This is a genomic window from Pedobacter sp. GW456-11-11-14-TSB4 (assembly GCF_059424425.1).
Genome location: NZ_JBWKZK010000006.1, coordinates 9,561 through 30,839 on the forward strand (window position 1 = coordinate 9,561; position 21,279 = coordinate 30,839).

General features: G+C 34.4%; 20 protein-coding genes and 1 tRNA gene. 13 read left to right on the forward strand and 8 right to left on the reverse strand.

What is annotated here, in order from left to right:
• Positions 1 to 9 precede the first annotated feature (9 nt).
• Positions 10 to 267 carry a GIY-YIG nuclease family protein gene (locus tag AC07XU_RS16835; protein ID WP_494944799.1) on the reverse strand — a complete coding sequence of 86 codons (258 nt, stop codon included), beginning with the start codon at positions 265 to 267 and terminating at the stop codon, positions 10 to 12.
• 36 nt (positions 268 to 303) lie between these two features.
• Positions 304 to 377, reverse strand: a tRNA-Met gene (locus tag AC07XU_RS16840).
• Positions 378 to 629: 252 nt separating this feature from the next.
• On the opposite strand from AC07XU_RS16840, the gene AC07XU_RS16845 reads away from it, so the two are divergent.
• From AC07XU_RS16845 to AC07XU_RS16855, 3 genes are all read left to right on the forward strand, one after another.
• Positions 630 to 1,010 (forward strand): START-like domain-containing protein, encoded by a 381-nt coding sequence (locus AC07XU_RS16845; RefSeq protein ID WP_136841354.1) that lies wholly within the window; start codon positions 630 to 632, stop codon positions 1,008 to 1,010.
• A 30-nt stretch (positions 1,011 to 1,040) separates the two neighbouring features.
• Positions 1,041 to 2,477, forward strand: a complete 1,437-nt coding sequence (locus tag AC07XU_RS16850) for an LptF/LptG family permease (RefSeq protein ID WP_494944800.1) — start codon at positions 1,041 to 1,043, stop codon at positions 2,475 to 2,477.
• Between the two features lie 420 nt (positions 2,478 to 2,897).
• Positions 2,898 to 4,106, forward strand: a complete 1,209-nt coding sequence (locus AC07XU_RS16855) for a bifunctional 3,4-dihydroxy-2-butanone-4-phosphate synthase/GTP cyclohydrolase II (protein WP_494944801.1) — start codon at positions 2,898 to 2,900, stop codon at positions 4,104 to 4,106.
• Between the two features lie 148 nt (positions 4,107 to 4,254).
• On the opposite strand, the gene AC07XU_RS16860 is transcribed toward AC07XU_RS16855, so the two are convergent.
• Positions 4,255 to 8,658, reverse strand: a complete 4,404-nt coding sequence (locus tag AC07XU_RS16860) for a translocation/assembly module TamB domain-containing protein (protein ID WP_494944802.1) — start codon at positions 8,656 to 8,658, stop codon at positions 4,255 to 4,257.
• A gap of 80 nt (positions 8,659 to 8,738) precedes the next feature.
• On the opposite strand from AC07XU_RS16860, the gene tsaD reads away from it, so the two are divergent.
• Together tsaD and AC07XU_RS16870 are read left to right on the forward strand one after the other, a co-directional pair.
• Positions 8,739 to 9,740, forward strand: coding sequence for a tRNA (adenosine(37)-N6)-threonylcarbamoyltransferase complex transferase subunit TsaD (gene tsaD, locus AC07XU_RS16865; RefSeq protein ID WP_494944803.1), 1,002 nt, complete (start codon positions 8,739 to 8,741; stop codon positions 9,738 to 9,740).
• A gap of 10 nt (positions 9,741 to 9,750) precedes the next feature.
• Entirely contained in the window at positions 9,751 to 9,975 is a 225-nt protein-coding gene (locus tag AC07XU_RS16870; protein ID WP_494944804.1) for a hypothetical protein, read from the forward strand.
• A gap of 158 nt (positions 9,976 to 10,133) precedes the next feature.
• On the opposite strand, the gene recA is transcribed toward AC07XU_RS16870, so the two are convergent.
• From recA to AC07XU_RS16885, 3 genes are all read right to left on the reverse strand, one after another.
• Complete coding sequence (gene recA, locus AC07XU_RS16875; protein ID WP_494944805.1) at positions 10,134 to 11,147, reverse strand: recombinase RecA; 1,014 nt, start codon at positions 11,145 to 11,147, stop codon at positions 10,134 to 10,136.
• A 111-nt stretch (positions 11,148 to 11,258) separates the two neighbouring features.
• Positions 11,259 to 11,939 (reverse strand): endonuclease III, encoded by a 681-nt coding sequence (gene nth / locus AC07XU_RS16880; protein ID WP_494944806.1) that lies wholly within the window; start codon positions 11,937 to 11,939, stop codon positions 11,259 to 11,261.
• A gap of 310 nt (positions 11,940 to 12,249) precedes the next feature.
• Positions 12,250 to 13,206 (reverse strand): hypothetical protein, encoded by a 957-nt coding sequence (locus AC07XU_RS16885; protein ID WP_494944807.1) that lies wholly within the window; start codon positions 13,204 to 13,206, stop codon positions 12,250 to 12,252.
• Positions 13,207 to 13,413: 207 nt separating this feature from the next.
• On the opposite strand from AC07XU_RS16885, the gene AC07XU_RS16890 reads away from it, so the two are divergent.
• From AC07XU_RS16890 to AC07XU_RS16900, 3 genes are read left to right on the forward strand one after another with little or no spacing between them, the layout of a single operon-like run.
• The gene (locus tag AC07XU_RS16890) at positions 13,414 to 13,995 is read left to right on the forward strand and encodes a hypothetical protein (protein WP_494944808.1); all 582 of its coding nucleotides are present in this window, start codon (positions 13,414 to 13,416) and stop codon (positions 13,993 to 13,995) included.
• Between the two features lie 33 nt (positions 13,996 to 14,028).
• Positions 14,029 to 14,505, forward strand: a complete 477-nt coding sequence (locus AC07XU_RS16895; RefSeq protein WP_494944809.1) for a hypothetical protein — start codon at positions 14,029 to 14,031, stop codon at positions 14,503 to 14,505.
• A gap of 18 nt (positions 14,506 to 14,523) precedes the next feature.
• Complete coding sequence (locus tag AC07XU_RS16900; protein WP_494944810.1) at positions 14,524 to 15,072, forward strand: hypothetical protein; 549 nt, start codon at positions 14,524 to 14,526, stop codon at positions 15,070 to 15,072.
• 66 nt (positions 15,073 to 15,138) lie between these two features.
• Here AC07XU_RS16900 and AC07XU_RS16905 read toward each other — a convergent pair whose 3' ends face one another.
• Entirely contained in the window at positions 15,139 to 16,770 is a 1,632-nt protein-coding gene (locus tag AC07XU_RS16905; RefSeq protein ID WP_494944811.1) for an ABC transporter substrate-binding protein, read from the reverse strand.
• A gap of 44 nt (positions 16,771 to 16,814) precedes the next feature.
• Between AC07XU_RS16905 and AC07XU_RS16910 the strand changes: the two genes are divergently transcribed.
• Entirely contained in the window at positions 16,815 to 17,270 is a 456-nt protein-coding gene (locus AC07XU_RS16910; protein ID WP_494944812.1) for a hypothetical protein, read from the forward strand.
• Positions 17,271 to 17,430: 160 nt separating this feature from the next.
• Here the strand turns inward: AC07XU_RS16910 and AC07XU_RS16915 are convergent, their stop codons facing one another.
• The gene (locus AC07XU_RS16915) at positions 17,431 to 17,952 is read right to left on the reverse strand and encodes an NADPH-dependent FMN reductase (protein WP_494944813.1); all 522 of its coding nucleotides are present in this window, start codon (positions 17,950 to 17,952) and stop codon (positions 17,431 to 17,433) included.
• Positions 17,953 to 18,130: 178 nt separating this feature from the next.
• Here AC07XU_RS16915 and AC07XU_RS16920 point away from each other — a divergent pair, with 178 nt between their 5' ends.
• From AC07XU_RS16920 to dapB, 4 genes are read left to right on the forward strand one after another with little or no spacing between them, the layout of a single operon-like run.
• On the forward strand, positions 18,131 to 18,934 hold the full coding sequence (locus AC07XU_RS16920) for a ParA family protein (RefSeq protein WP_136878252.1): 804 nt from the start codon (positions 18,131 to 18,133) through the stop codon (positions 18,932 to 18,934).
• Between the two features lie 9 nt (positions 18,935 to 18,943).
• Positions 18,944 to 19,843, forward strand: coding sequence for a ParB/RepB/Spo0J family partition protein (locus tag AC07XU_RS16925; RefSeq protein ID WP_494944814.1), 900 nt, complete (start codon positions 18,944 to 18,946; stop codon positions 19,841 to 19,843).
• Positions 19,843 to 20,511 carry a DUF5683 domain-containing protein gene (locus AC07XU_RS16930; RefSeq protein WP_494944815.1) on the forward strand — a complete coding sequence of 223 codons (669 nt, stop codon included), beginning with the start codon at positions 19,843 to 19,845 and terminating at the stop codon, positions 20,509 to 20,511. The genes AC07XU_RS16925 and AC07XU_RS16930 overlap by 1 nt, the downstream gene beginning before the upstream one ends.
• The gene (gene dapB / locus AC07XU_RS16935; RefSeq protein ID WP_494944816.1) at positions 20,508 to 21,248 is read left to right on the forward strand and encodes a 4-hydroxy-tetrahydrodipicolinate reductase; all 741 of its coding nucleotides are present in this window, start codon (positions 20,508 to 20,510) and stop codon (positions 21,246 to 21,248) included. Before AC07XU_RS16930 ends, dapB begins: the two co-directional genes overlap by 4 nt.
• Positions 21,249 to 21,279 lie beyond the last annotated feature (31 nt).

Genomic DNA, 21,279 nt, shown 5'->3' on the forward strand with positions numbered 1-21,279 from the left:
GGATATGTATCAGCGCTCATTTCTTCTAATCAAATTCCAGATCATTTCTCTTCCTGTTCCAGATTTAAGCTGTTTTTCTCTCTTTGTTGCTTCGGTTTTGCTTTCAAACTGTTCAGTAAATAGTATCTCCCATGGTCTGTATTTAATTGTATATCCTTTGGTAGCGAACAGGTTGTGAGATAATAATCTTTGATCCAAATCAGAAGTATATCCGATATAAATTTTATCGAATTTGATTGAATAGAGTACATAAACAGTAAAAATCATAGCTATAAAAAAAGCCCAACTTTCGTTGAGCTTTAGTAGCGGGGAGCAGAATCGAACTGCCGACCTCAGGGTTATGAATCCTGCGCTCTAACCATCTGAGCTACCCCGCCATTAATATTTTAAAAAGACAATCCCGTCTTTTGTTCTTTTGAACTCTGTCCGCCGCGGCGGATATGAATCCTGCGCTCTAACCAACTGAGCTACCTCGCCATTCTTTATTATTATACTTTGCAATAAATATTATATATTACGATAATTATTACATTTTTCTAAAGAGTTGCAAATATAGAATAAATTACTTTTCTTTAGAAACAAATAGTAAAAAAAATGTCTACTATTTTTAAAATACGAAGTATTTAACCATGTCAGAAAAGAAAAAATTTACATTAGAATATGAGTTGAGATCTTCTCCGCGTATATTATTCAGTTTCATAAGCGAACCAAACGGATTGTCGCAGTGGTTTGCAGACGATGTGATTTTCAGAGATCAAGTTTATACATTTACTTGGGATGATGAAGTGCAAAAAGCAAAATTGTTGAGCATAAAAGAAAACAAATTAGTGAAGTTCAAGTGGTTAGATGATGAGCCACACTGCTATTTCGAAATGGAAATTGTGCAAGATGAATTAACAAATGACGTTGCTTTAGCCATTACAGATTTTGCAACCGATGAAACATTAAACGAAAAAACCAAAATTTGGGATAATCAAATTACCTATCTCTTGAGCGTAATTGGCGCTTAAATTTTCATCAGCATTGCCTATCTTTGTATATTGAAAAAGATACACCTACTGCTGATCAAAGCATTCATTAGACCATTTATCGTCACATTTTTTATTGTGATGTTTATTCTATTGATGTTTTTCTTGTTTAAATACATAGATGATTTAATAGGAAAAGGTTTCGAATGGTACACCATTGCCGAGGTTATGGTTTACGCATCTGCATCTAACGTTGCTATGGCTTTGCCATTGGCGGTGTTGCTCTCTTCTATCATGACTTTTGGCAGCCTTGGCGAAAACTACGAGTTGGTAGCCATAAAATCTGCAGGAGTTTCCTTGCAAAAAGCTATGCAGCCACTTTTTGTGTTTATTGTAATGCTTTCTATTGCTTCATTTTTCTTTTCAGATTACATGCTGCCTAAAGCAAACCTTAAATATGGATCGCTACTATGGGACATCAGAAATAAAAAACTCGCATTTTTAATAAAACCAGGTGTGTTTAACAACAGTATACCTGGTTACGCATTATTGGTAGAGCGTAAGGGAGAAGAAGGTTTAGACTCTTTATATGGTATTACAATTTATGATCATACTGGCAACAATGGTATCTCTAAAATTATTAAAGCCGAAAAAGGTAAAATGGCCAAAACTGACGATGGCCAGTATTTAGTGCTCAAATTAATTAATGGTGTGAGGTACGAAGAGGCAAATGGCGGTAGTAGCTCATTTAATCCTCGACAAACATTTACCCGCATGCGATTTAAAGAAACAGAACAAAAGTTTGATTTCTCGAGTTTTAAAGGCTTAAACCGTACCGAAGAACAAAATTTTAAAAATAATGCTCAAATGCTTAATCGAGGTGAATTGGTAATTAGAAGAGATTCGTTGACCAAAAACTTAGATAGTATAGACAGAGCCACAAAAGTAAATGCCAGCGCCTATTTCAAACAAAATAATTATTTAGCAGGCTACACTAAAGTTAAAGTGTCAGCAAAAGTTTTAACAGGTTCGCTTTTAGATAGTATTCCTTATAAAGACCGAGCAACTGTGGTGCAAAATGCATATGATCAGGCAGAAACCATAAAACAAGTTATAAATGGTAGAATTATAGAGCATGATTTGCATCAAAAAGAAATTATTAGAGCCACTATAGAATATCAGCGAAAATATACTTTGGCGGTTTCTTGTTTACTTTTGTTTTTTATTGGTGCTCCATTGGGTGCAATTATTAGAAAAGGCGGTTTGGGCCTGCCCGTAGTAATCGCAATTGTTTTCTTTTTAATTTACCACATCGTTTCTACCGTGGCCGAAAAGTCTGCTAAAGAAGGTTCATTAGATCCAATTTTTGGGATGTGGACAGCTATAATCGTTCTAGCACCTTTGGGTGTATTTCTTACTTACAAAGCAACCGTAGATTCCGCGTTGTTTGATATAGATTATTACAAGCAGCTTATTGTTGGTTTGTTTAAAAAGAAAAAAGATAAATAGAAAAACAAAGCAAGCTACATTTGGCAATTTTAGTCCCGCCATCAGTTTCAATCTTTTTTGTGTATGCTCTAGCTGCGCTAGGAGCCACAAAAAAGTATTTTCACTGCTGTCGTGTTTAATTTACAAAGCTTGTGGTGCTTAGGCAAATTTGCTCCTGCAAAGTTTTAAAGCACTTAGTTTTTACCTAGTAGCAGTGTTATTGCATTTTAAACTGGATAGTAGTGGAAAACCCGCATCCCGATTTTTATCGGGAGAGGATTTGTAACGGATAGCCAGACAGAACATGGTTTTTAGCAGCAAATTTGCTTTTCAAATCCTTTACTTATTGATGATATTTTTTAGCTAATTATTGTTGGTAAAGGTTGTAACTTTGTAGCCATAAAATGCGGCAAAAAGAGCTGTGTTTTAAACAAGATATAAATGGAAATTAAATTGAACACCATAGAAGAGGCTATTGAGGATATCAAAGCTGGAAAAATAATTATTGTTGTTGATGATGAAGATCGCGAAAATGAGGGCGATTTTATTACGGCAGCCAGAAATGTTACGCCAGAGGTAATCAATTTCATGTCTAAATACGGTAGGGGTCTAATATGCGCACCTTTAATTGAAGATTTGTGCAACGATTTAAAACTTGATTTAATGGTGCAGAACAACACTGTTTTACACCAAACTCCATTTACAGTTTCTGTAGATTTAATTGGCCAAGGTTGTACTACTGGTATATCTACTCATGATAGAGCGAAAACAATACAGGCACTAATTAATCCTGATACCAAGCCTGAAGATTTAGGCAGACCAGGACATATATTCCCATTAAAAGCTAGAAGAGAAGGCGTTTTAAGAAGAACTGGACATACAGAAGCAACTATTGATATTGCCCGCTTAGCTGGTTTTGAGCCTGCTGGTGTATTGGTAGAAATTATGAATGACGATGGCACTATGGCTCGTTTGCCAGAGTTGATGGTAATTGCAGAACAGCATCAGCTTAAAATAATATCTATAAAAGACCTAATTTCTTATCGCCTAGCCGCAGAGAGTTTAATTAGAGAAGAGGTTTCGGTTAATTTGCCAACACAGTGGGGCGATTTTAAAATGACAGCCTACACCCAGCTAAGCAACGGTGCTACACATTTGGCCATTAGCAAAGGCGAATGGAAAGAAGGTGAACCTATTTTAACTAGGATACACAGCTCTTGCGTTACCGGCGATATTTTTGGATCTTGTCGATGTGATTGCGGGCCACAGTTACACAAGGCTTTTCAGATGATTGAAGCTGAAGGGAAAGGTGTAATTGTTTACATGAACCAAGAGGGTAGAGGTATTGGTTTAATCAATAAACTACGATCGTATAATTTGCAAGATGCCGGTTTTGATACTGTTGAAGCAAATATTGAATTAGGTTTTAGAGGCGATGAACGTGATTACGGTGTTGGTGCTCAAATTTTAAGAGCACAAGGCGTAACTCAAATGAGGCTAATGTCTAATAACCCAACAAAGCGTGCTGGTTTAATTGGGTATGGTTTAGAGATTGTAGAAAATATTGCAATTGAAATTGAAAGTAACCAACATAACGAGTATTACTTGAAAACTAAAAGAGATAAAATGGGTCACCAAATTATGAAATAAGATTTAAGTTAATCTTAATATCAAAGGATGATTGGAAGTTTAAAAGCGGATGATCATCTTTTTTTTGTTATTCTTAATCACATTTTTCAACTTCAATGTCGTTAAAAACTCTGATCCTGATCATCCTTAAATCCAGTAAATCCTGCTTTTATTTTTTAGGTGTAGTGGTTTTCTTTTGTTCGTTTTGTATTGCTTCTTTTGCAAGTCGAGCCTTTTCTTTTTCTTCGGCTTTTCGCTGTTGTTCTCTGCGGTATTTGCCTGTTATTTTTTGTAGAAATTCGTTAAAAGTATCAAACTGCTGATTGTAAATTAAACCTAACGAGTTTACGTTTCTGTTTTGATCTACACCTGGGTTTGCAAAAATACTTTGCAATGTTGGCGGTTTGTTGGCCAACTTACCTACCAAAGTTCCATCTTTTTTAATTAAGCCTAATACTTCAACTTCTCTACCAACATTGCCTCTAAAACCATTAAACGACAAATTATTTCCAGCAGAATTATCTACAATACCGGCGTTTACAATAACCCTATCGTTAAATAACTTAACAGACGCACTTGCATCGTTAAAGTTTCTAATGTTGATATCAACAAAGTTCAAGTTTAGTGATGATAACACGTTATTTAATTGATTAAAGATTAACTCGGTAGCAGTACTGGTACCAACAGAACCTAACTGTTCAGCCAAGTTTGCTTGTCCTGTTCCTGGAGCAAATCTTCGTTGTATAATCAAGCTTAAGGCTTGTGTATTTAGGTTGTTTCCATCGTTAAAATAAGATTGAAATTCTTCCTTTTTTGCAGGGTTCGCTGGGAAGAAAATATCTAATTTAATATCTGGTTGTAAAAGCAAACCAGAAAGACCCATTTCTACCTCAGTTTGTATCCTTTCATTGTTATTATTACTTTGATCGCGGTTAGCTGCAACATACAAATCTGCAGTACTAGCACGTAAGGCGTAAATTGCTTTTAGGTTGATTTGTGCAGTGGTAGGGTTTCCGGTCCACCTAATGGTACCACCTTGCCTAATATCAAATCGTTTATTAATTACTTCTTGTGCTGTAAAATCAAAAACACCAGTTTCAATAATGTAATCGCCTTTCATTTCAAAATCACCAACACTATTGATGTTTAGTTCTAATTCTGCATTACCTTTACCGCTTAATTTACCTAAAACTGTGTAAATGTTTGCCGTAGTATTAGGATCAACACGGAGCTTAAAGTTCATTTTTAACCCGTTGAAGCTCGTTTTTCTTTCTACAATTTGTGTGGTGTCTCTACTTACAAATGTGATAAAATCTTTGTCAGAAACAGTTTCTGAACTATTTAGCGGTAAATTAAATACGGTTCCTTTTTCTGCTTTAGCATCAATATTGATTACCATATTGTCTGTTGGGCCACTAAAAGAAAAGTCGCCACTGGCATAAGCTTTGCCGTAATAAACCGCATTATCTTTAGCTGTTGTATTTAAAGCCATAAAATTGTTGGCTACTAAATTTACTTCTATTGTTGGCGTATTTAAGTTATTTAAATCTACAGTTCCATTTGCAGTGGCAGTATTGCCATCAGCATCTTTTAAGTTTAAATTGTCAATCAAAATAACGCTATTATTAACTTCAACTCTGTCATTTAGTGTATAGGCAGTTTTAAGGTAATTTACTGTCAATTCTCCTTGGTTAAAGCTAACATTTCCATTTATTTCGGGCTTTTCGAAATTACCCTTAACGCCAATATCTGCAGAAATATTTCCTTTTAAGTTTGATACCAGTTGCTTTACAAATGGTTCTAAAATGGTCAACTTGGTTTCATCTAGCTTTACATCAATATCAATTAGCTTTTCTTTGAGGTCTAAATTACCTGTCATTTTAAGCGTTTCTCTATCGTCTGCCAATATTTGAGTGTATATTTTGGCTAAGTTTTCACTTTTATTGTAAGACGAAGTATCTGTTAAGCTGCCAATATAGGTGTCGTTAAAAGTTAGCGAATCAATTTTTAAGCTATCATTTATCCTAGGCGATTTGATAATATTGTATAAATTGGTACGGCCATTGACGGTTCCTGCAAGTTTTACACCAAACGTTTTTATAAAGGGATTAATTGTTTTAAGACTAAAGTTTTCGAAACCTACTGCCAGCAAATCATTGGGATTGTCAGAAATTATTCCATCTATTTTTAAAACTTGCTTACCATTAGATAGAGAGAAATCGTCAATTTCTGTTTTTCCGTTATCGAAACTAATTCTCACTTTATCCTGAATATTCCAATCCTCACTGTTAATTTTTAAGTTAGAGGGTAAGATGCTGATTTTGGCAGTTTGTTCGCCAGCAAATTCAACTAGGCCGTTTAAGTCTAATTGGTTGGCGTCATCAGCGTTAGAAAGTTTAACGTTTAGCGAAAGACTATCGTTTCTCAAAACATTCGAAATATTCACATTCTTGATGAATAAACTATCATTCAAATCAACTCTATCAGATGTAATGATGGCTGTTAACTGTCTTTCAGTTGTACTTTCATCAATGATAATGTTATTGGCGATAATCCCCTTATAAGTTAGCTTTTTTATGCTACCATTTAAACTCGCAGTGTAGTTTCTTGAGTCAAATGAGCCAATTAAAATCGCCTCATCTTCTATTTCTAATCCGGGTATTACCAACTCTGCTATAGGCTCAAATCTTTTAATTCTTAAATCAAAATCAAAAATTTGAGGCTTATAACTGATGATTTCTGTTTTTAGAGATGGTACATAAGTTTTTGCAATAGCTTTGTAATACGAAACAATTGAATTTAAATCGTATTGACCTTTAATACTTGCGTCTAAAATGTCAGATTTAATTGTTAAACTTCTATCAATCCCGATGCCTTGTGCGGTGAGTTGTACTGAATCAATGTTGTAAATGCCTTTTACATTATTTAACCTTATCTTTTGGATAGATAAATTACCTTGGATATTATCTAAGTTATTGCCAGAAAAATTAGTGCTAAATATAGCATCAACCTGCAATGAATCTTTAAAAAGTTTTAGCGCTCTTAAACGTGCTTTTGCAATAGTAGCTTTAAAGTTAAATACAGGTAATGTCGGATTTAGGTTAACCCCTCCATCAAACACCAATTGCACATTCTTGTCGTTTATTTTTAGATTGCCATCAAAATATTTTTTATTAAAAGTGCCATTAACAGTTACATTTCTATAGCGATAACCATTAAAGTCAATATAAGTAATATCTCCTTTTAGCTGTTCTGATAAATCTTTTACTTCAATTCCTTTTCCTTTAACGTATAGTGCAGAAGTAATGCGTCCTAAACTTTTCTCATCTAAAAGCTCTCCTAAATTAAAATCGTAGGTTTTCACATTTCCGCTGTAAGATGGATTTCCTTTGCCATCAATCTTCATGTTAACATCAGATTTAAGTCGACCTAACTTTGTTTTAAACTCGCCATAGGCGATAAAATCGTTTTGAAAACCAGTAAATGAGCCATTGAAGTTTACGTTGCCAAACTTATTTACAATTGCCGGGATAGATTTTACTTTTTTACCAGTAATATCTGTTAAAATTTCATCTAAATCTTTTTTATTAGTTCCTGCCAATTCAATTTTCATGTCCATAAAGGTTTCTTCCCAATTTGGCAGGCCTTTTAAACTAAAATCTCCTTTTATGTAGGTGGCTTTTCCGGTTTTTAAAGATAAATTTCTAGCTTTTAAATTATTTACTAGTCCAGTGATTTTGCCATCAACATCAATTTCCAGCTTCATTTTTTTAAGAGCAGGAGTAAAGTAGGCAATATCGCTCGATGAAATATGGCTGTTTTTAAAGTAAGCATTCATTCTTACCTTGTTTACAAAATCATTGAAGTCTTTCATTTTGCTAAACTTCATCTGAAAATAATCTGATAAACGTGTTTTATTGGTTACCAACATCAAATTTTTCAACTCAATTGCGTTAGTATCAATAGTAGTAAGTGCAGATAGATTTTTAAGGTAAAAACCACTTTTTTCTCTTAATGTAAGATTTTTGATGTTTGATTGCAGAACATGATCCTTAGTATTTAACTTTTCAAATATTCCGTTTAATTTAGTTACATCAATATCATCAAAATTAACTCCCTGTATAGTGGTGTCTACTTTTAGGTTTTTGTATTTGAAGTTTACATTGTTCAGTATAATCCTATCAAATAGAAACTGAAATTTTTTCTTTTTCTTCTTTTTAACTGGAGCTGGACTATCGAAATAATCGATAATAAAATCAAGGTTAGATGATCCGTCCTGATTGTCTTTTAAAAAGAACGAGCCATTATTAACCTGAACGGTGTTAACATCCAATATTCTTTCTTTTAAAGAAAGTTTGTTTAAATCGACTAGAAATTTCGGGAAATGCGCTAAAGTGTCTTTTTGTAAATCAAGCACCAATAAACCTTCTAAAACAACAGATTTAAACGGCTTAACATATAAACCATCAATTTTAATTGTTGTATTTAATTCTTTTGATAAATATGCAGCTGCTTTTTTTGCTGCAAATGTTTGTACAGGCTTGAACTGAAGCGAAAATAGCAGTGCAGCCACCAATAATAAAATTGATGCAACAACCCAAAGCAGTATTTTTAATAGTTTTTTAATAGTTTTGTATCTTAATAATTATAAACGTGCCGATAATACTTGCTATAGAATCTTCTTGTGATGAAACTTCGGTTGCTATTTGTAACAACGGCAAAATTACTGCCAATGTTATTGCAAACCAAACAATACATGAAAATTATGGAGGTGTAATTCCAGAATTAGCATCAAGAGTTCATCAACAAAACATAGTACCCGCTGTTCAGCAAGCTTTGGCAATTGCTAAAGTTAACAAAAATGAGTTAAATGCTGTGGCTTTTACTCGCGGACCAGGCTTATTGGGCGCTTTATTGGTAGGTGTATCATTTGCAAAATCTTTTGCTCTAGCTTTAGATTTACCTCTAATTGCAGTTAACCATATGCAAGCGCATATTTTGGCTCATTTTATTGATGATCCGATGCCTAAATTTCCATTTTTATGTTTAACAGTGTCTGGTGGTCATACACAAATAGTTTTGGTTAAAGATTACTTTGATATGGAGATTGTAGGTGAAACTCTAGATGATGCGGCAGGTGAAGCCTTCGATAAAACAGCAAAGATCTTAAATTTACCTTATCCAGGTGGGCCGTTAATTGATAAATATGCAAAAGAGGGTAATCCATTAGCATATAAATTTCCAGAGCCACAAATCCAACAACTAAATTATAGTTTTAGTGGATTTAAAACTGCAATTTTGTACTTTATAAGAGACAATAAAATTAAAAATCCTCAGTTTGTTGAAGAAAATTTAGCTGATATTTGTGCATCTGTTCAGTATAGCATTGTTAATATTTTATTGAACAAATTAAAGAAGGCAGCTAAACAATATAATATTAAAGAAATAGCTATAGCTGGTGGAGTTTCTGCAAATTCTGGATTAAGAAATGCCCTGCTAGAAACACAACATACTTTAGGATGGAATGTTTACATTCCTGCTTTTCAGTATTGCACCGACAATGCTGGGATGATTGCCATTGCAGGTTATCATAAATATTTGGCGGGTGAGTTTGTTACACAAGAAATATCGCCCTTGGCGAGAATGAATTTTTAAAATAAATAATATGGGTGCGAATAGTTTTATTTTTTTCGGTTTATTATTAATTCCGCTAATTGCCTTTTTAATTTGGATGATTAAACAAGACAAAAAGAAAAATTACCTTGGCTTGGTGCTTTTGGTTGTAGGAATTGTAATTGCAACTTATACCATTATCACGCTTGATAAAAAGTTTATGCAAAAAGCAAATGCTGGTATGCAAGCTGCGCCAAAGTCATCGAGCTTTAAATAAGTTTTACTTTATTGCCAGTTGTGTAGTATTAGTTTAAAATAAATATATAAAAGTGTTCGGCAAACCAGTTACGGGTGGCAAACACCCAAACTGAAGATTCTAGTAAACAAAAAATCCCGCATCAAAGCGGGATTTTTTGTTGTATCGTTCTCAAGTATTTATGCTTTCTCTTCCAATTTATCACCAGTTACTTCGGCTCTAATTTTAGCTTCAATTTCTTCAGATAATTCTGGGTTGTCTAACAATAAATTTTTAACTGCATCTCTACCTTGGCCTAATTTAGTTTCTCCATAAGAAAACCAAGAACCTGCTTTTTTGATGATGTTAAAATCAACACCTAAATCGATAATTTCTCCAGTTTTAGAAATGCCTTCACCAAACATAATATCGAATTCTGCAATTCTGAAAGGTGGTGCAACTTTATTCTTAACAATTTTCACCTTAACCCTGTTACCCGAAACCTCATCAGAATCTTTAATTTGAGAAGTTCTACGGATATCTAAACGTACTGAAGCATAAAACTTTAATGCATTACCACCAGTTGTAGTTTCAGGGTTACCAAACATTACTCCAATTTTTTCACGTAATTGGTTAATGAAAATACAGCAACATCCGGTTTTAGCAATTGTACCTGTTAATTTACGTAAGGCCTGGCTCATCAAACGAGCTTGTAAACCCATTCTGCTATCGCCCATTTCACCTTCAATCTCTGCTTTTGGTACCAACGCAGCAACCGAGTCAATCACAATTACGTCAATCGCACCAGAGCGGATCAAGTTATCAGCAATTTCTAAAGCTTGCTCACCATTATCAGGTTGTGAGATTAATAGATTATCAACATCAACACCTAACTTTTTAGCATAACCTTTATCAAAAGCGTGTTCAGCATCAATAAAAGCCGCAATACCACCTTTTTTCTGAGCCTCAGCAATTATATGAGTTGCTAAAGTAGTTTTACCAGAAGATTCTGGTCCGTATATTTCAATCACACGGCCTTTAGGTACGCCGCCAATGCCTAAAGCAATGTCTAAGCTAATTGAGCCAGTAGAAATCGAGTCGATTGCTTCAACAGGAGCATCGCCTAACTTCATTACAGAACCTTTTCCGTATGATTTTTCTAATTTATCTAATGTTAATTGTAGCGCTTTTAATTTTTCTGCGTTTGGGTTCATTTTTGTAATTCTCTAAGTAAATAAATATATGTATCGGCTAATAATCAAAAATTTTAATGCTAATAACTTTAGCAAACATATTAATTTTAATTTGATTAATGCAAATAATATTTAAACTATTTTAATAAAATTATCAACATCACTAATATTTTTAGTTTTCTGCTGTCTTTCGTAATATTTGCAAAAATTGGTTAACTCACAAATACTGCATTTTGGGCTTCTTGCTACGCACACATAACGTCCGTGTAAAATTAGCCAATGGTGCGCCATAGCAATGGTATGTTCTGGTAAATTTTTAACCAAATCTTTCTCAACGGCAAGCGGCGTTTTCCCTGTGGTTAAACCTAACCTGTTGGCAACCCTAAATACATGTGTATCAACCGCCATTGCTGGTGCATCATAAACCACAGATGCTATTACGTTTGCGGTTTTGCGACCAACACCTGGCATTTTTTGCAATTGGTTTACATCAGAAGGAACCTCATTGTTAAAATCGTTTACCAACATATTAGCCATCCCAACTAAATGTTTGGCTTTATTATTTGGGTAACTTACACTTCTAATGTAATCAAAAACAATATCTGGTGTGGTTTCTGCTAAAGCATTTGCATTAGGAAAACGCTGAAAAAGTGCTGGTGTTACTTGGTTAATTCTTTTATCGGTGCATTGAGCAGATAGGATTACCGCAACCAACAACTGATACGGATTATTGTAATGTAATTCTGTTTCTGCATTGGGCTGCTTGGCGGCAAAATGTTTTACAAAATGCTGATAGCGTTCTTTTTTTAGCATGTACAAATATAAATAGGCTAATGTAAAATAGCATATATTTTTTTGAAGCGCAATGGCGGTGCTTCTTTTAATGTTTGTCCCGCTTTTTGCTTTACTTGCTACGCTTCGTGTTCGCTTCAATCGGGGCTAATTAACTTCTGCCTTTGCTAAACAACCGCAACTATGAGCAAAAACCTGCGTATACTAAACCTGAACGAAGTGAAAAGCTCCGAGTCCGCCAAGGCGGAGAGGACTTGTAACAAAGTGCAGGACTAACGATGATAGTAGAACTGCAATTGCTTTTCATCTAATTATGCGATTTGGTTTTTAGCTATTGATTTATTTCTCTAACTAAATTATCGCACTCGGCAAATGCATTATAAATAAATTTATTTCTGTGTTTTTCGCCTTGACCACTAAACGAAACCGATTTTTTGATCAAGCTTTGCATCCAATTTTTTGTTTGCTCACAATAACTTTGGTCTTCGGTTTTTAGATAATTAAATGTGTTAAACCTGTTGTAGCAATTCATGCTGCCCATGTAATCAACCAAATAAGAAATGCTTCCTAATACATCGCAATTGTACCAATTAAAAGTATGCTCAGGATCTATGGTTTTTTTGCTGCTAATAGCATACATGTTCATGTCTGTTAAACAATAGCGCACTTGTTCTATAATAAGTAAAGCTAAATTTTTGTCGATATAGCCTGCCTCAAAAGCGTATCTTATCTGTTCTATTGTGCCGTGAACAGTGTCTTTGGCCCAAATTTCTGTACACGGTATTTCTAAATAGATCTCATTAAGCTGTTTAGAAATGGTAATTATTTCTTGGTCAAATGAGCTCGGATCAAATTTCGTTGTGGTATTCATTGCGCTATCTGACCAAAAAAATAACTTAAAGCATGTTAATTCTGGGTACTTGAAAAAGTGGAATAATGGAATGTCGTCTGTGGTAATGGTGATGTGTTTTTTACTGCTTTTTTGGATCTGCTTTAAATTTTTATGTAAATCTTTTAAATACAACAACATGTTGGGTATTTCCTGATCTACACTTAAGTAATCAAAGGTAACAGTTGGCAATTGGTCTGGCTTATAAATAAAAGGCACGCCAAAATGATCTGACAATTTAATGATCTGCTGGATATTTAATAAGCTATTTCCGCGGATCTTTTTGTAGGCTTCGTTAATCGTTATTGATAAAACCTCAGAAACACTTTGTGCCAAATTTTGATATTGTGGTATGGCAAGTTTAACCTGCTCAAAGTAGCTTACTTGTAAATTAGTCATCTAATAATATTTTATAAAGTGAATTTATGAAAATTTAACCGCATAAAAGATTTTTTACAAGTTATAATTATCTTTTAAAGATATTCATTACGACTTTAATTTTGAGATTTATCTTTAGAATGATTAATTGCTGCAGCTAGTCTTTTTTAAAGATTACTTGCTCTTTTTAAGCTTATTACATTTGATTACAAATTAAAATTAGATGTGATGAAGATACCTAAAATTATATTCGGGTTATTGATAGTATTGCTTTTTGGCAATAGCTCTTTCGCTCAAAAAAGAGACTTATCGGCTGTTAACAATATCTACTTCGGTTTCGAGGTAGGGAAATCCAAAACTTACGATAATTATGCGCAAGGCGGAGTTTGGCTTCAACTAGATCATGATTATTTTAAAATCTCTATGAGTAGCGCCAGCGATAATAGGAGCGAGGAACAGCGATTGCTAAAAGGAGATGATGACGAAAGTTATGTAAAAACACCTGGACTGGCAGATTTGGGTTTGATATACGGCAAAACTTACACGGTTCTAAAACATCATCAATTGCAATTTGGCACAGGAGTTTCTGTAATTACGCAAACGGTTCCAGATGTAGAGTTTAACAAAAATAAACAGCCCTACTATTTAGAAAGATTTAAAGAGAAAGTAACTCTTGGTTTGCCTGTAGAGTTAAAATATGCCTATGTTTTTAAAAGAAGTTTTGGGGTTGGGGCATCTTGGCGAGCGAATGCAAACTCTTTTGATAGTTATGGCAACTTCACCGTTGGCTTATCAATGGGTTTGTTTTAAGTCTTATTTAGTTAAAAATTAACCGTTTAAATCATGAAAATTCTTATTCCAATTGTAATCGTTTTACTCTTTACGTTAAATGCATTTCCACAATCGAAACCCAAATACAACATTAAAGTAGTAAGTAAAGATAGGCATGTGTTTAGAGGTGTTTTTTATGCAATAACAACAAATCAGCTTGTATTATTAAAGCAAAACGACACGCTTAAAATAAGTTTTGCTAATGTAAAAGATCTGTACATAAGAAAAAAAGGACTGATTTTGCCTTTCATGCTTATTGGTGCTGGCATATTTTTTATTCTTGCAGCAGAAGCAGACTTGCCGTTAGATCAATTGAGCTATCTTGTTGGAGGTGTGCCTCTTGGTGTTGGTGTTGGAAGTTTAGTAGGCCAACTTTTTGCCAACAAAAGATTTTATAGAGGTTTAGTAGAAGAAGATTTTATGGAGATCAGAACAGATTTAGAGAGGTATACTCAGATAGAATGGGTTATGCCAGTCAAAACAAATTAAAAGTCAATTTTTAAAATCATGAAATTATTTTTAATAGCAATGCTGATCTTTGTTGGCTTTATAAATGCATATGCACAACATCCTTATTTTTCGCTAGGAATTGAATTAGGAGCAGGCTCTGGTCCAGGTATTTATGCGCAATCTTTCGCGGTTTTAAGCGTTGAAAGTACCTATTATAAAATCAAAAATTCTCGGGTAGGAGAAATAGGGTTGTTTGCAGACAAGCCAAACCCGCGGGTATTTGAATATGCTTTATTGTTAGGGAAAAACTACAATTTGGGCAGGTTTCATAATTTTCAATTGGGAGTGGGATTAGCTTACACGGCAAAAGTTTCGCAAGGTAAATACTTGGGCAGCGAAGGAGTAGATCGAGCTGGTATTATTTGGGGCGGTTATAGTATTTACGAAAAAATACAACGCAATACCATTGGTTTACCATTAGAGGCCAAATATAACTTTCAATTGGGCAGAATATTAGCTGTAAGTGTTTCTGCGAATTCAAATATTAATGCGATACAAAGTTTTGCAGGTTTATCTGTGGGTACATTTATAGGTAGGGTTCGGTAATGCAATTTTATTATACCGATCTCTTTCTTAAAAAACGATGGCAGTTCAATAGATATCTAATTAATCTTATTCTTTCTTCGCCCTTTTCAAAACCATTAAACTCAAAGGGTTCATCATGTAACCACTAATGTTATTCTGCAGCATTACAACCGCTTGGTCGTACAAAATTGGTACTACAGAAGAGTGTTCCATCACCATGTTATCCATTTGGTAATACAATTCGTACCGTTTTTTAGCATCACTTTCATAGTAGCTTTGCTCAAAAAGTTTGTCGAATTTATCGTTAAAATAACCAGTGTAATTAGGGCCAAAAGGCACTCGGTTTTTAGAATAAAATACAGAAAGGTAGTTTTCACCATCAGGGTAATCTGCAATCCATGAGCCTCTAAAAAAGTTCACTTCGTTTTTTGACATCATATCTCTTAAACTTGCACTTGGGCTAACATCTACTTTGGCTTTAATGCCAATATTTGCCAGTTCGCCCTGTATAAATTCTATCAAATCACGGTAAGTTGTGCTTGTGCTTAAAGTTACTTCGGGCATGCCTTTGCCTCCCGGAAAACCAGCTTCTTCTAATAGTTTTGCTGATAACTTTGGATTGTAATTATAACCTTTAACTCTTGCGCTGTCAAAACCTGGCATCCCTTTGGGTATAAAACCACTTGTTGCAGGTGTGCCAATGCTATTTCTCAAATATTTAATCAATTTTGGGCGATCAATTGCATAATTAATCGCTTGCCTAACTTTCTTTAACCTAAGCGGTGAGTTTTTTACTAAGGTTTTACTTGTGTCGACCAAAATACCAACATATTCTGTACACAGGTAAGGGCCTTTTTGCAATTGAAATTTGCCTTTGTACTTGCTTGTCATTTTGCCGCTTTTGGTTAAAATGTCATCGCGATAACTACCATCAACGCTGTTAAAAAAATCGAGTTCTTTTTTAATGAAGTTCATGAATGCACTTTGCTTATCGCTAATAAAAGTAACTTTAACAGCATCTAAATAAGGCAAGCGCACATTACCATCTTTCTCCCAATAATTTTCATTTTTAAGCAAAACTAAAATCTCATCTTCTTTCCAAAACTTAAATTTAAATGGGCCAGTTCCTACAGGGTGATTTCTAAAATCTTTGCCATAATGTTCTACCACTTCTTTTGGCACTACAGAACAATATTGTGCGGTAAGTAATTGCATAAAGGCTGGAAATGGCTTTACCAAAGTAATTTGAAAGGTGGTGTCGTTTAAAGCTTTAAAGCTACTGGCATCTTTTACCTTATCACTAAAAATCCATCCGCCAGAAGAAGCCACTTTTGGGTCAATTAACCTGAAAAAACTGTAAGCAAAATCATCAGCAATTACTTTTCTTCCTTTTCCGTTTTTAAAAAGAGGATCATCCTGAAAAAAAACGTCGTTACGCAGGTTAAAAGTATAGGTTAAATTATCGCTAGAGATTGACCATTTTTTTGCAATGCAAGGAACGGTATTTAAAGCTGAGTCTACTTGTACCAATCCATTAAAAATTTGGTTAATCATCCAAATCGCATTTTGGTTTCTGGCAAAAGCTGGATCTAATGAAGTTACATTTTGGTCTAAATTGATGTTAAACACTTTTTTGCCATCGTTACTGTCTTTTTTTTGACAAGAGAGCAATGTGATTAGGCAAAAAACACAAAAAATATCTTTTATAATTGTACGCATCAGTTTAGGAATAGTATTTTTGCACAAATTAATAAATAATTAGGATGTCTGATTTAAATGAGCTGATAAATTCAGAAAATGATGAATTTTTACGCGAAGAATTGCAAGAGCGATTGGATATTGTTTCGCATAAAATTAAATTTATGGATAAAGTTCCTGTTGCTTGTTTGGATACCAACAATTTGCAAAATTTCTCTTTAACAGAAGAGCTTAATGCCGCTGGAGGTATTTTAACTACAGATATTTTAGGAGCAGTATATATTGTTTATTATGAAGAAGGAAAAACTTTAAACGATTTGATGCGTGAAGTGCCTTCGTTAATTAATGCAGAATGGCCTGCAGTAAAAAATGGAAGAATTGTTTTATTAAACGATAATGCCGAAAAGCAGCGAAATGCTTCTAATGTGGTTTCCATGGTAGAAGATTTTGCCGAAATGTTGCATCCAGGTTATTTTATTTTCGGCTACGAAGGCGATAAATGGATTAGGTTTGGGGTATAGGAAAGTTGGAAAGTTCAAGGATTTTAGCCCTACAAGTTAGTGTAGTCTGATTAATTTCAACCTGCATATCTAAAAGATAAATTCATTATTAAACGTAAGGGGATCTCAAATCTCAAATCTCACTTCTCAAATCTCACTTCTCACATCTCACTTCTCAAATCTAATATGTCACAAACTTCTCTATCTGCTGATTAACAAATTTCAAAGTATCTTCTTTAATTAGCTGGTCATTTTCATCTAACTCTGTTTTAATGCTAGAGATGTGCAAGCGCAATGGCATAACATTTAAATGCAAATAAGCACAAACGCCGTTAAAATGCTCAATACCACGAATGTTTCCGTATTTGCCAGAAGAAATTCCTACTAAACAAGCTTTCTTATCATAAAAACTTTCTGGAAACGAACAGGCGTCAATAAATGTTTTTAACACGCCAGGAAAGCTGCCATTGTATTCTGGTATTACAAACAAGAACTTTGTGGTTTGGGTTACGATATCCTGAAATTTTTGAAATTCATCACTGCGTTTTCCGTACAAATCTGAGGCAATTAATGTTGCTGGCAAATCTTGTAAATTGATGAGTTGGCTTGCTAAACCCCTTTCGCTAAGTTTTTCCTGATAATATTTTGCAACTTTTAACGTATTACTTTGCAACCTATTGGTGCCTGAGATGATGGTAACCATGCTTAAAAATGTTGATAAGATGTTTAAAACACGTGGCGCTTTGCTAGTAGAATTAGGTTTAAGTTTGTATCTTAGCTAATTGTTAAAAAGTGCTTGTTTTGTACAAAAATAGCATTTTATTTGCCAAAATAATGTAAAATAAAGTCGGGCATAGCCCAGATGATTTTTAATTAGATACATGAGTAAAATTATTGCTTTAGCAAACCAAAAAGGCGGTGTAGGTAAAACAACATCATCTATAAATTTAGCTGCTAGTTTAGCGGTTTTAGAATACAAAACATTGCTAGTTGATGCAGATCCGCAGGCAAACTCTACTTCTGGTATAGGTTTTGACCCTCGAAACATTAAAAATAGCATATACGAATGCATCATTAATGATGTTGATCCGCTTGATGCGATTGTAAAGACTGAAACGCCCAATTTAGATTTATTACCAGCACATATTGATTTAGTAGGTGCAGAAATTGAGATGATCAATTTAACTAGCCGCGAATATAAAATGAAGGCGGTTTTAGAGAAGGTGAAAGATCAATATGATTTCATTATTATCGATTGTTCTCCATCTTTAGGTCTAATTACAATTAACTCCTTAACAGCTGCCGATTCAGTAATTATTCCGGTTCAATGTGAGTATTTTGCATTAGAAGGTTTGGGCAAGTTGCTTAACACAATTAAAATTGTTCAAAATCGTTTAAATCCTGAATTAGAGATTGAAGGCATCTTGTTAACCATGTACGATGTGAGGTTGCGTTTATCAAACCAAGTTGTAGAAGAAGTTAAAACACATTTCCAAGATTTGGTTTTTGATACAATTATACAGCGTAACACCCGTTTAAGCGAAGCGCCAAGTTATGGTGTATCGGTAATTATGCATGATGCAAATTGCAAAGGAGCTATCAATTATTTAAACTTAGCTAGAGAAATTGTTCGCAAAAACGGTTTGGTAACCGAAGAGCAAGATGTAACTACAGCAACCCTATAAATTATTTAGATGACATCTTTTCAGCGAAAAACAGGTTTAGGAAAAGGATTAAGTGCGCTTTTAGACGATAACGAATCTGTTCATCCACAAAAAAATACAGCCGATAGCATTGCGCAAACTGCCCAAATTGGGAGTATTAGCGAAATCAATATCAGCGATATAGAAACAAATCCTTATCAACCTCGTCATGAGTTTGATCAAGTAGCTCTTAACGAACTTTCTGAGTCGATAAAAGTGCAGGGGTTAATACAGCCAATTACCGTTAGAAAACACGGTAATAAATATCAATTAATTTCTGGTGAAAGAAGGTTAAGAGCCTCAAAATTAGCTGGTTTAGCACAAATACCAGCTTACGTACGCACAGCGGATGATCAGCAAATGCTAGAAATGGCATTGATTGAGAACATTCAGCGTGAGAATTTAAATGCAATTGAGGTTGCCTTAAGTTTTCAGATGATGATTGATGAGTGTAATCTAAAACCCGAGCAATTAGGAGAGCGAGTTGGTAAAAATCGTACAACGGTAAGTAATTATCTGCGCTTATTAAAATTGCCACCAGTAATTCAGGCATCCATCCGCGATGGTAAAATATCTATGGGACATGCCCGTGCTTTAATTAGCGTGGAGGAGCTAGACAAACAATTGTTTATCCATCAAGAAATTTTAGATAAAGGTTTATCTGTTCGTAAGGTTGAAGAGTTGGTAAGAAGCATCCACCATGTGCAAGTAAAAACTAAATCGGCACCTGCCGGAGTTTCTTTCGAATATCAAAAATTACAGAAAGATTTGGCCTCTAAATTTGCAACCAAAGTTAAACTAAAAGTAAGCGATAACGGCAAAGGAGCAATAGAAATTCCGTTTGTTTCTAATGATGATTTGAATAGAATTTTAGCTCTCTTAGATTGGTAATGAGGGTTGTTTTAATCATAGCGATCATCCTTTTTACTTTTGTTACGACTAAAGCGCAAGATCGTGCAGTTAAAAAGAAGACAGACACGCTTAAGGATTTTGTTGATACTACAGGCTACGTAAACGAGGGTAAAATTGCGGCACGTAAAGCTGCCATGAAATCATTGATTTTTCCGGGTCTAGGGCAAATTTACAACTATGGGTTAGTGGTAGATGATGTTAAAAATAACCGTGTTGAGGGTAAAAGAGTAGCTCAGAAATTGTATATCATTGGTAAAACTGCAGGGATATATGTTGGAGGAACCATTTTGGTGTTTTCTTATATCGACAATAGGAAGCAGTACAAAAGATTTCTAGCAGAATTGCAGTATAGACAGGTTAATAATGACCAACCAAATCCCGAAGGAGATTTAGCTCAATACACCAATACATCTGCACTTACTATTGCCAAAAATATTTATAACAGAAACAGTCAGATTGTTTTGCTTTCGTTAGGGGCAGTTTATGGCTTAAATATACTAGACGCCTATGTTACGGCTCGTTTAAAATATTTTAATATCGATGAAACTTTATCGTTAAAAATTGCTCCGTCAATAATAAATAACAATACGATGTATGGTTTTTCGGCACCTGCCGCACCAGCATTAAAATTAACGCTTAAACTATGAGAATAGCACTATTGGGTTATGGCAAAATGGGTCAGATTATCGAACGTTTTGCAATAGAACGAGGACATGAAATCGTTTTAAAAATTAGCATTGATAATGTAGAAGATTTTACCATTGAGAACTTGCAAAAAGCAGATGTTGCAATAGATTTTAGTGCCCCAGATGCAGCAACAGCAAACATATACAAATGCTTTGAAGCGAATTTACCTGTTGTTGTAGGTACAACAGGTTGGTATGGAAAATTGCAAGAAATTAAAAATGATTGCTTAAGCAGTAACAATACTTTACTTTACGGCTCTAATTTTAGTATTGGCGTAAATTTATTTTTCCATTTAAATAAGGTTTTAGCAAAGCTGATGAATAATTACCCCGCTTATGAAGTTCAGGTAGAAGAAATTCATCACACCCAAAAATTAGATGCACCAAGCGGAACGGCAATGACCATAGCTGAAGATATTATTGAAGCGATAGATCGTAAAGCTGAATGGTTAAATGAAGTGGTTGGTACACCTATACCAGAGGTGATTAAAAACGAACAGCTATTGATAGAATCTCACAGAATTGAAAACGTACCTGGTACACACACGGTTGTTTACAGTTCTGAGGTTGATGATATAGAAATTAAACATACCGCACATAGTAGAGCAGGTTTTGCTTTGGGTGCTGTAGTTGCTGCAGAGTGGCTAGAGAACAGAAAAGGATTTTACAATATAGCCGATGTATTTAATTTTAAATAAATTACGCTAATATTGATTTGCGAAATAAAAT

Bases quoted from the DNA above. Each gene is read 5' to 3' on its own strand.
- AC07XU_RS16835 (WP_494944799.1), bottom strand. From the start codon at position 267: ATGATTTTTACTGTTTATGTACTCTATTCAATCAAATTCGATAAAATT.
- AC07XU_RS16845 (WP_136841354.1), top strand. From the start codon at position 630: ATGTCAGAAAAGAAAAAATTTACATTAGAATATGAGTTGAGATCTTCT.
- AC07XU_RS16855 (WP_494944801.1), top strand. From the start codon at position 2,898: ATGGAAATTAAATTGAACACCATAGAAGAGGCTATTGAGGATATCAAA.
- AC07XU_RS16870 (WP_494944804.1), top strand. From the start codon at position 9,751: ATGGGTGCGAATAGTTTTATTTTTTTCGGTTTATTATTAATTCCGCTA.
- recA (WP_494944805.1), bottom strand. From the start codon at position 11,147: ATGAACCCAAACGCAGAAAAATTAAAAGCGCTACAATTAACATTAGAT.
- nth (WP_494944806.1), bottom strand. From the start codon at position 11,939: ATGCTAAAAAAAGAACGCTATCAGCATTTTGTAAAACATTTTGCCGCC.
- AC07XU_RS16885 (WP_494944807.1), bottom strand. From the start codon at position 13,206: ATGACTAATTTACAAGTAAGCTACTTTGAGCAGGTTAAACTTGCCATA.
- AC07XU_RS16890 (WP_494944808.1), top strand. From the start codon at position 13,414: ATGAAGATACCTAAAATTATATTCGGGTTATTGATAGTATTGCTTTTT.
- AC07XU_RS16895 (WP_494944809.1), top strand. From the start codon at position 14,029: ATGAAAATTCTTATTCCAATTGTAATCGTTTTACTCTTTACGTTAAAT.
- AC07XU_RS16900 (WP_494944810.1), top strand. From the start codon at position 14,524: ATGAAATTATTTTTAATAGCAATGCTGATCTTTGTTGGCTTTATAAAT.
- AC07XU_RS16905 (WP_494944811.1), bottom strand. From the start codon at position 16,770: ATGCGTACAATTATAAAAGATATTTTTTGTGTTTTTTGCCTAATCACA.
- AC07XU_RS16910 (WP_494944812.1), top strand. From the start codon at position 16,815: ATGTCTGATTTAAATGAGCTGATAAATTCAGAAAATGATGAATTTTTA.
- AC07XU_RS16915 (WP_494944813.1), bottom strand. From the start codon at position 17,952: ATGGTTACCATCATCTCAGGCACCAATAGGTTGCAAAGTAATACGTTA.
- AC07XU_RS16920 (WP_136878252.1), top strand. From the start codon at position 18,131: ATGAGTAAAATTATTGCTTTAGCAAACCAAAAAGGCGGTGTAGGTAAA.
- AC07XU_RS16925 (WP_494944814.1), top strand. From the start codon at position 18,944: ATGACATCTTTTCAGCGAAAAACAGGTTTAGGAAAAGGATTAAGTGCG.
- AC07XU_RS16930 (WP_494944815.1), top strand. From the start codon at position 19,843: ATGAGGGTTGTTTTAATCATAGCGATCATCCTTTTTACTTTTGTTACG.
- dapB (WP_494944816.1), top strand. From the start codon at position 20,508: ATGAGAATAGCACTATTGGGTTATGGCAAAATGGGTCAGATTATCGAA.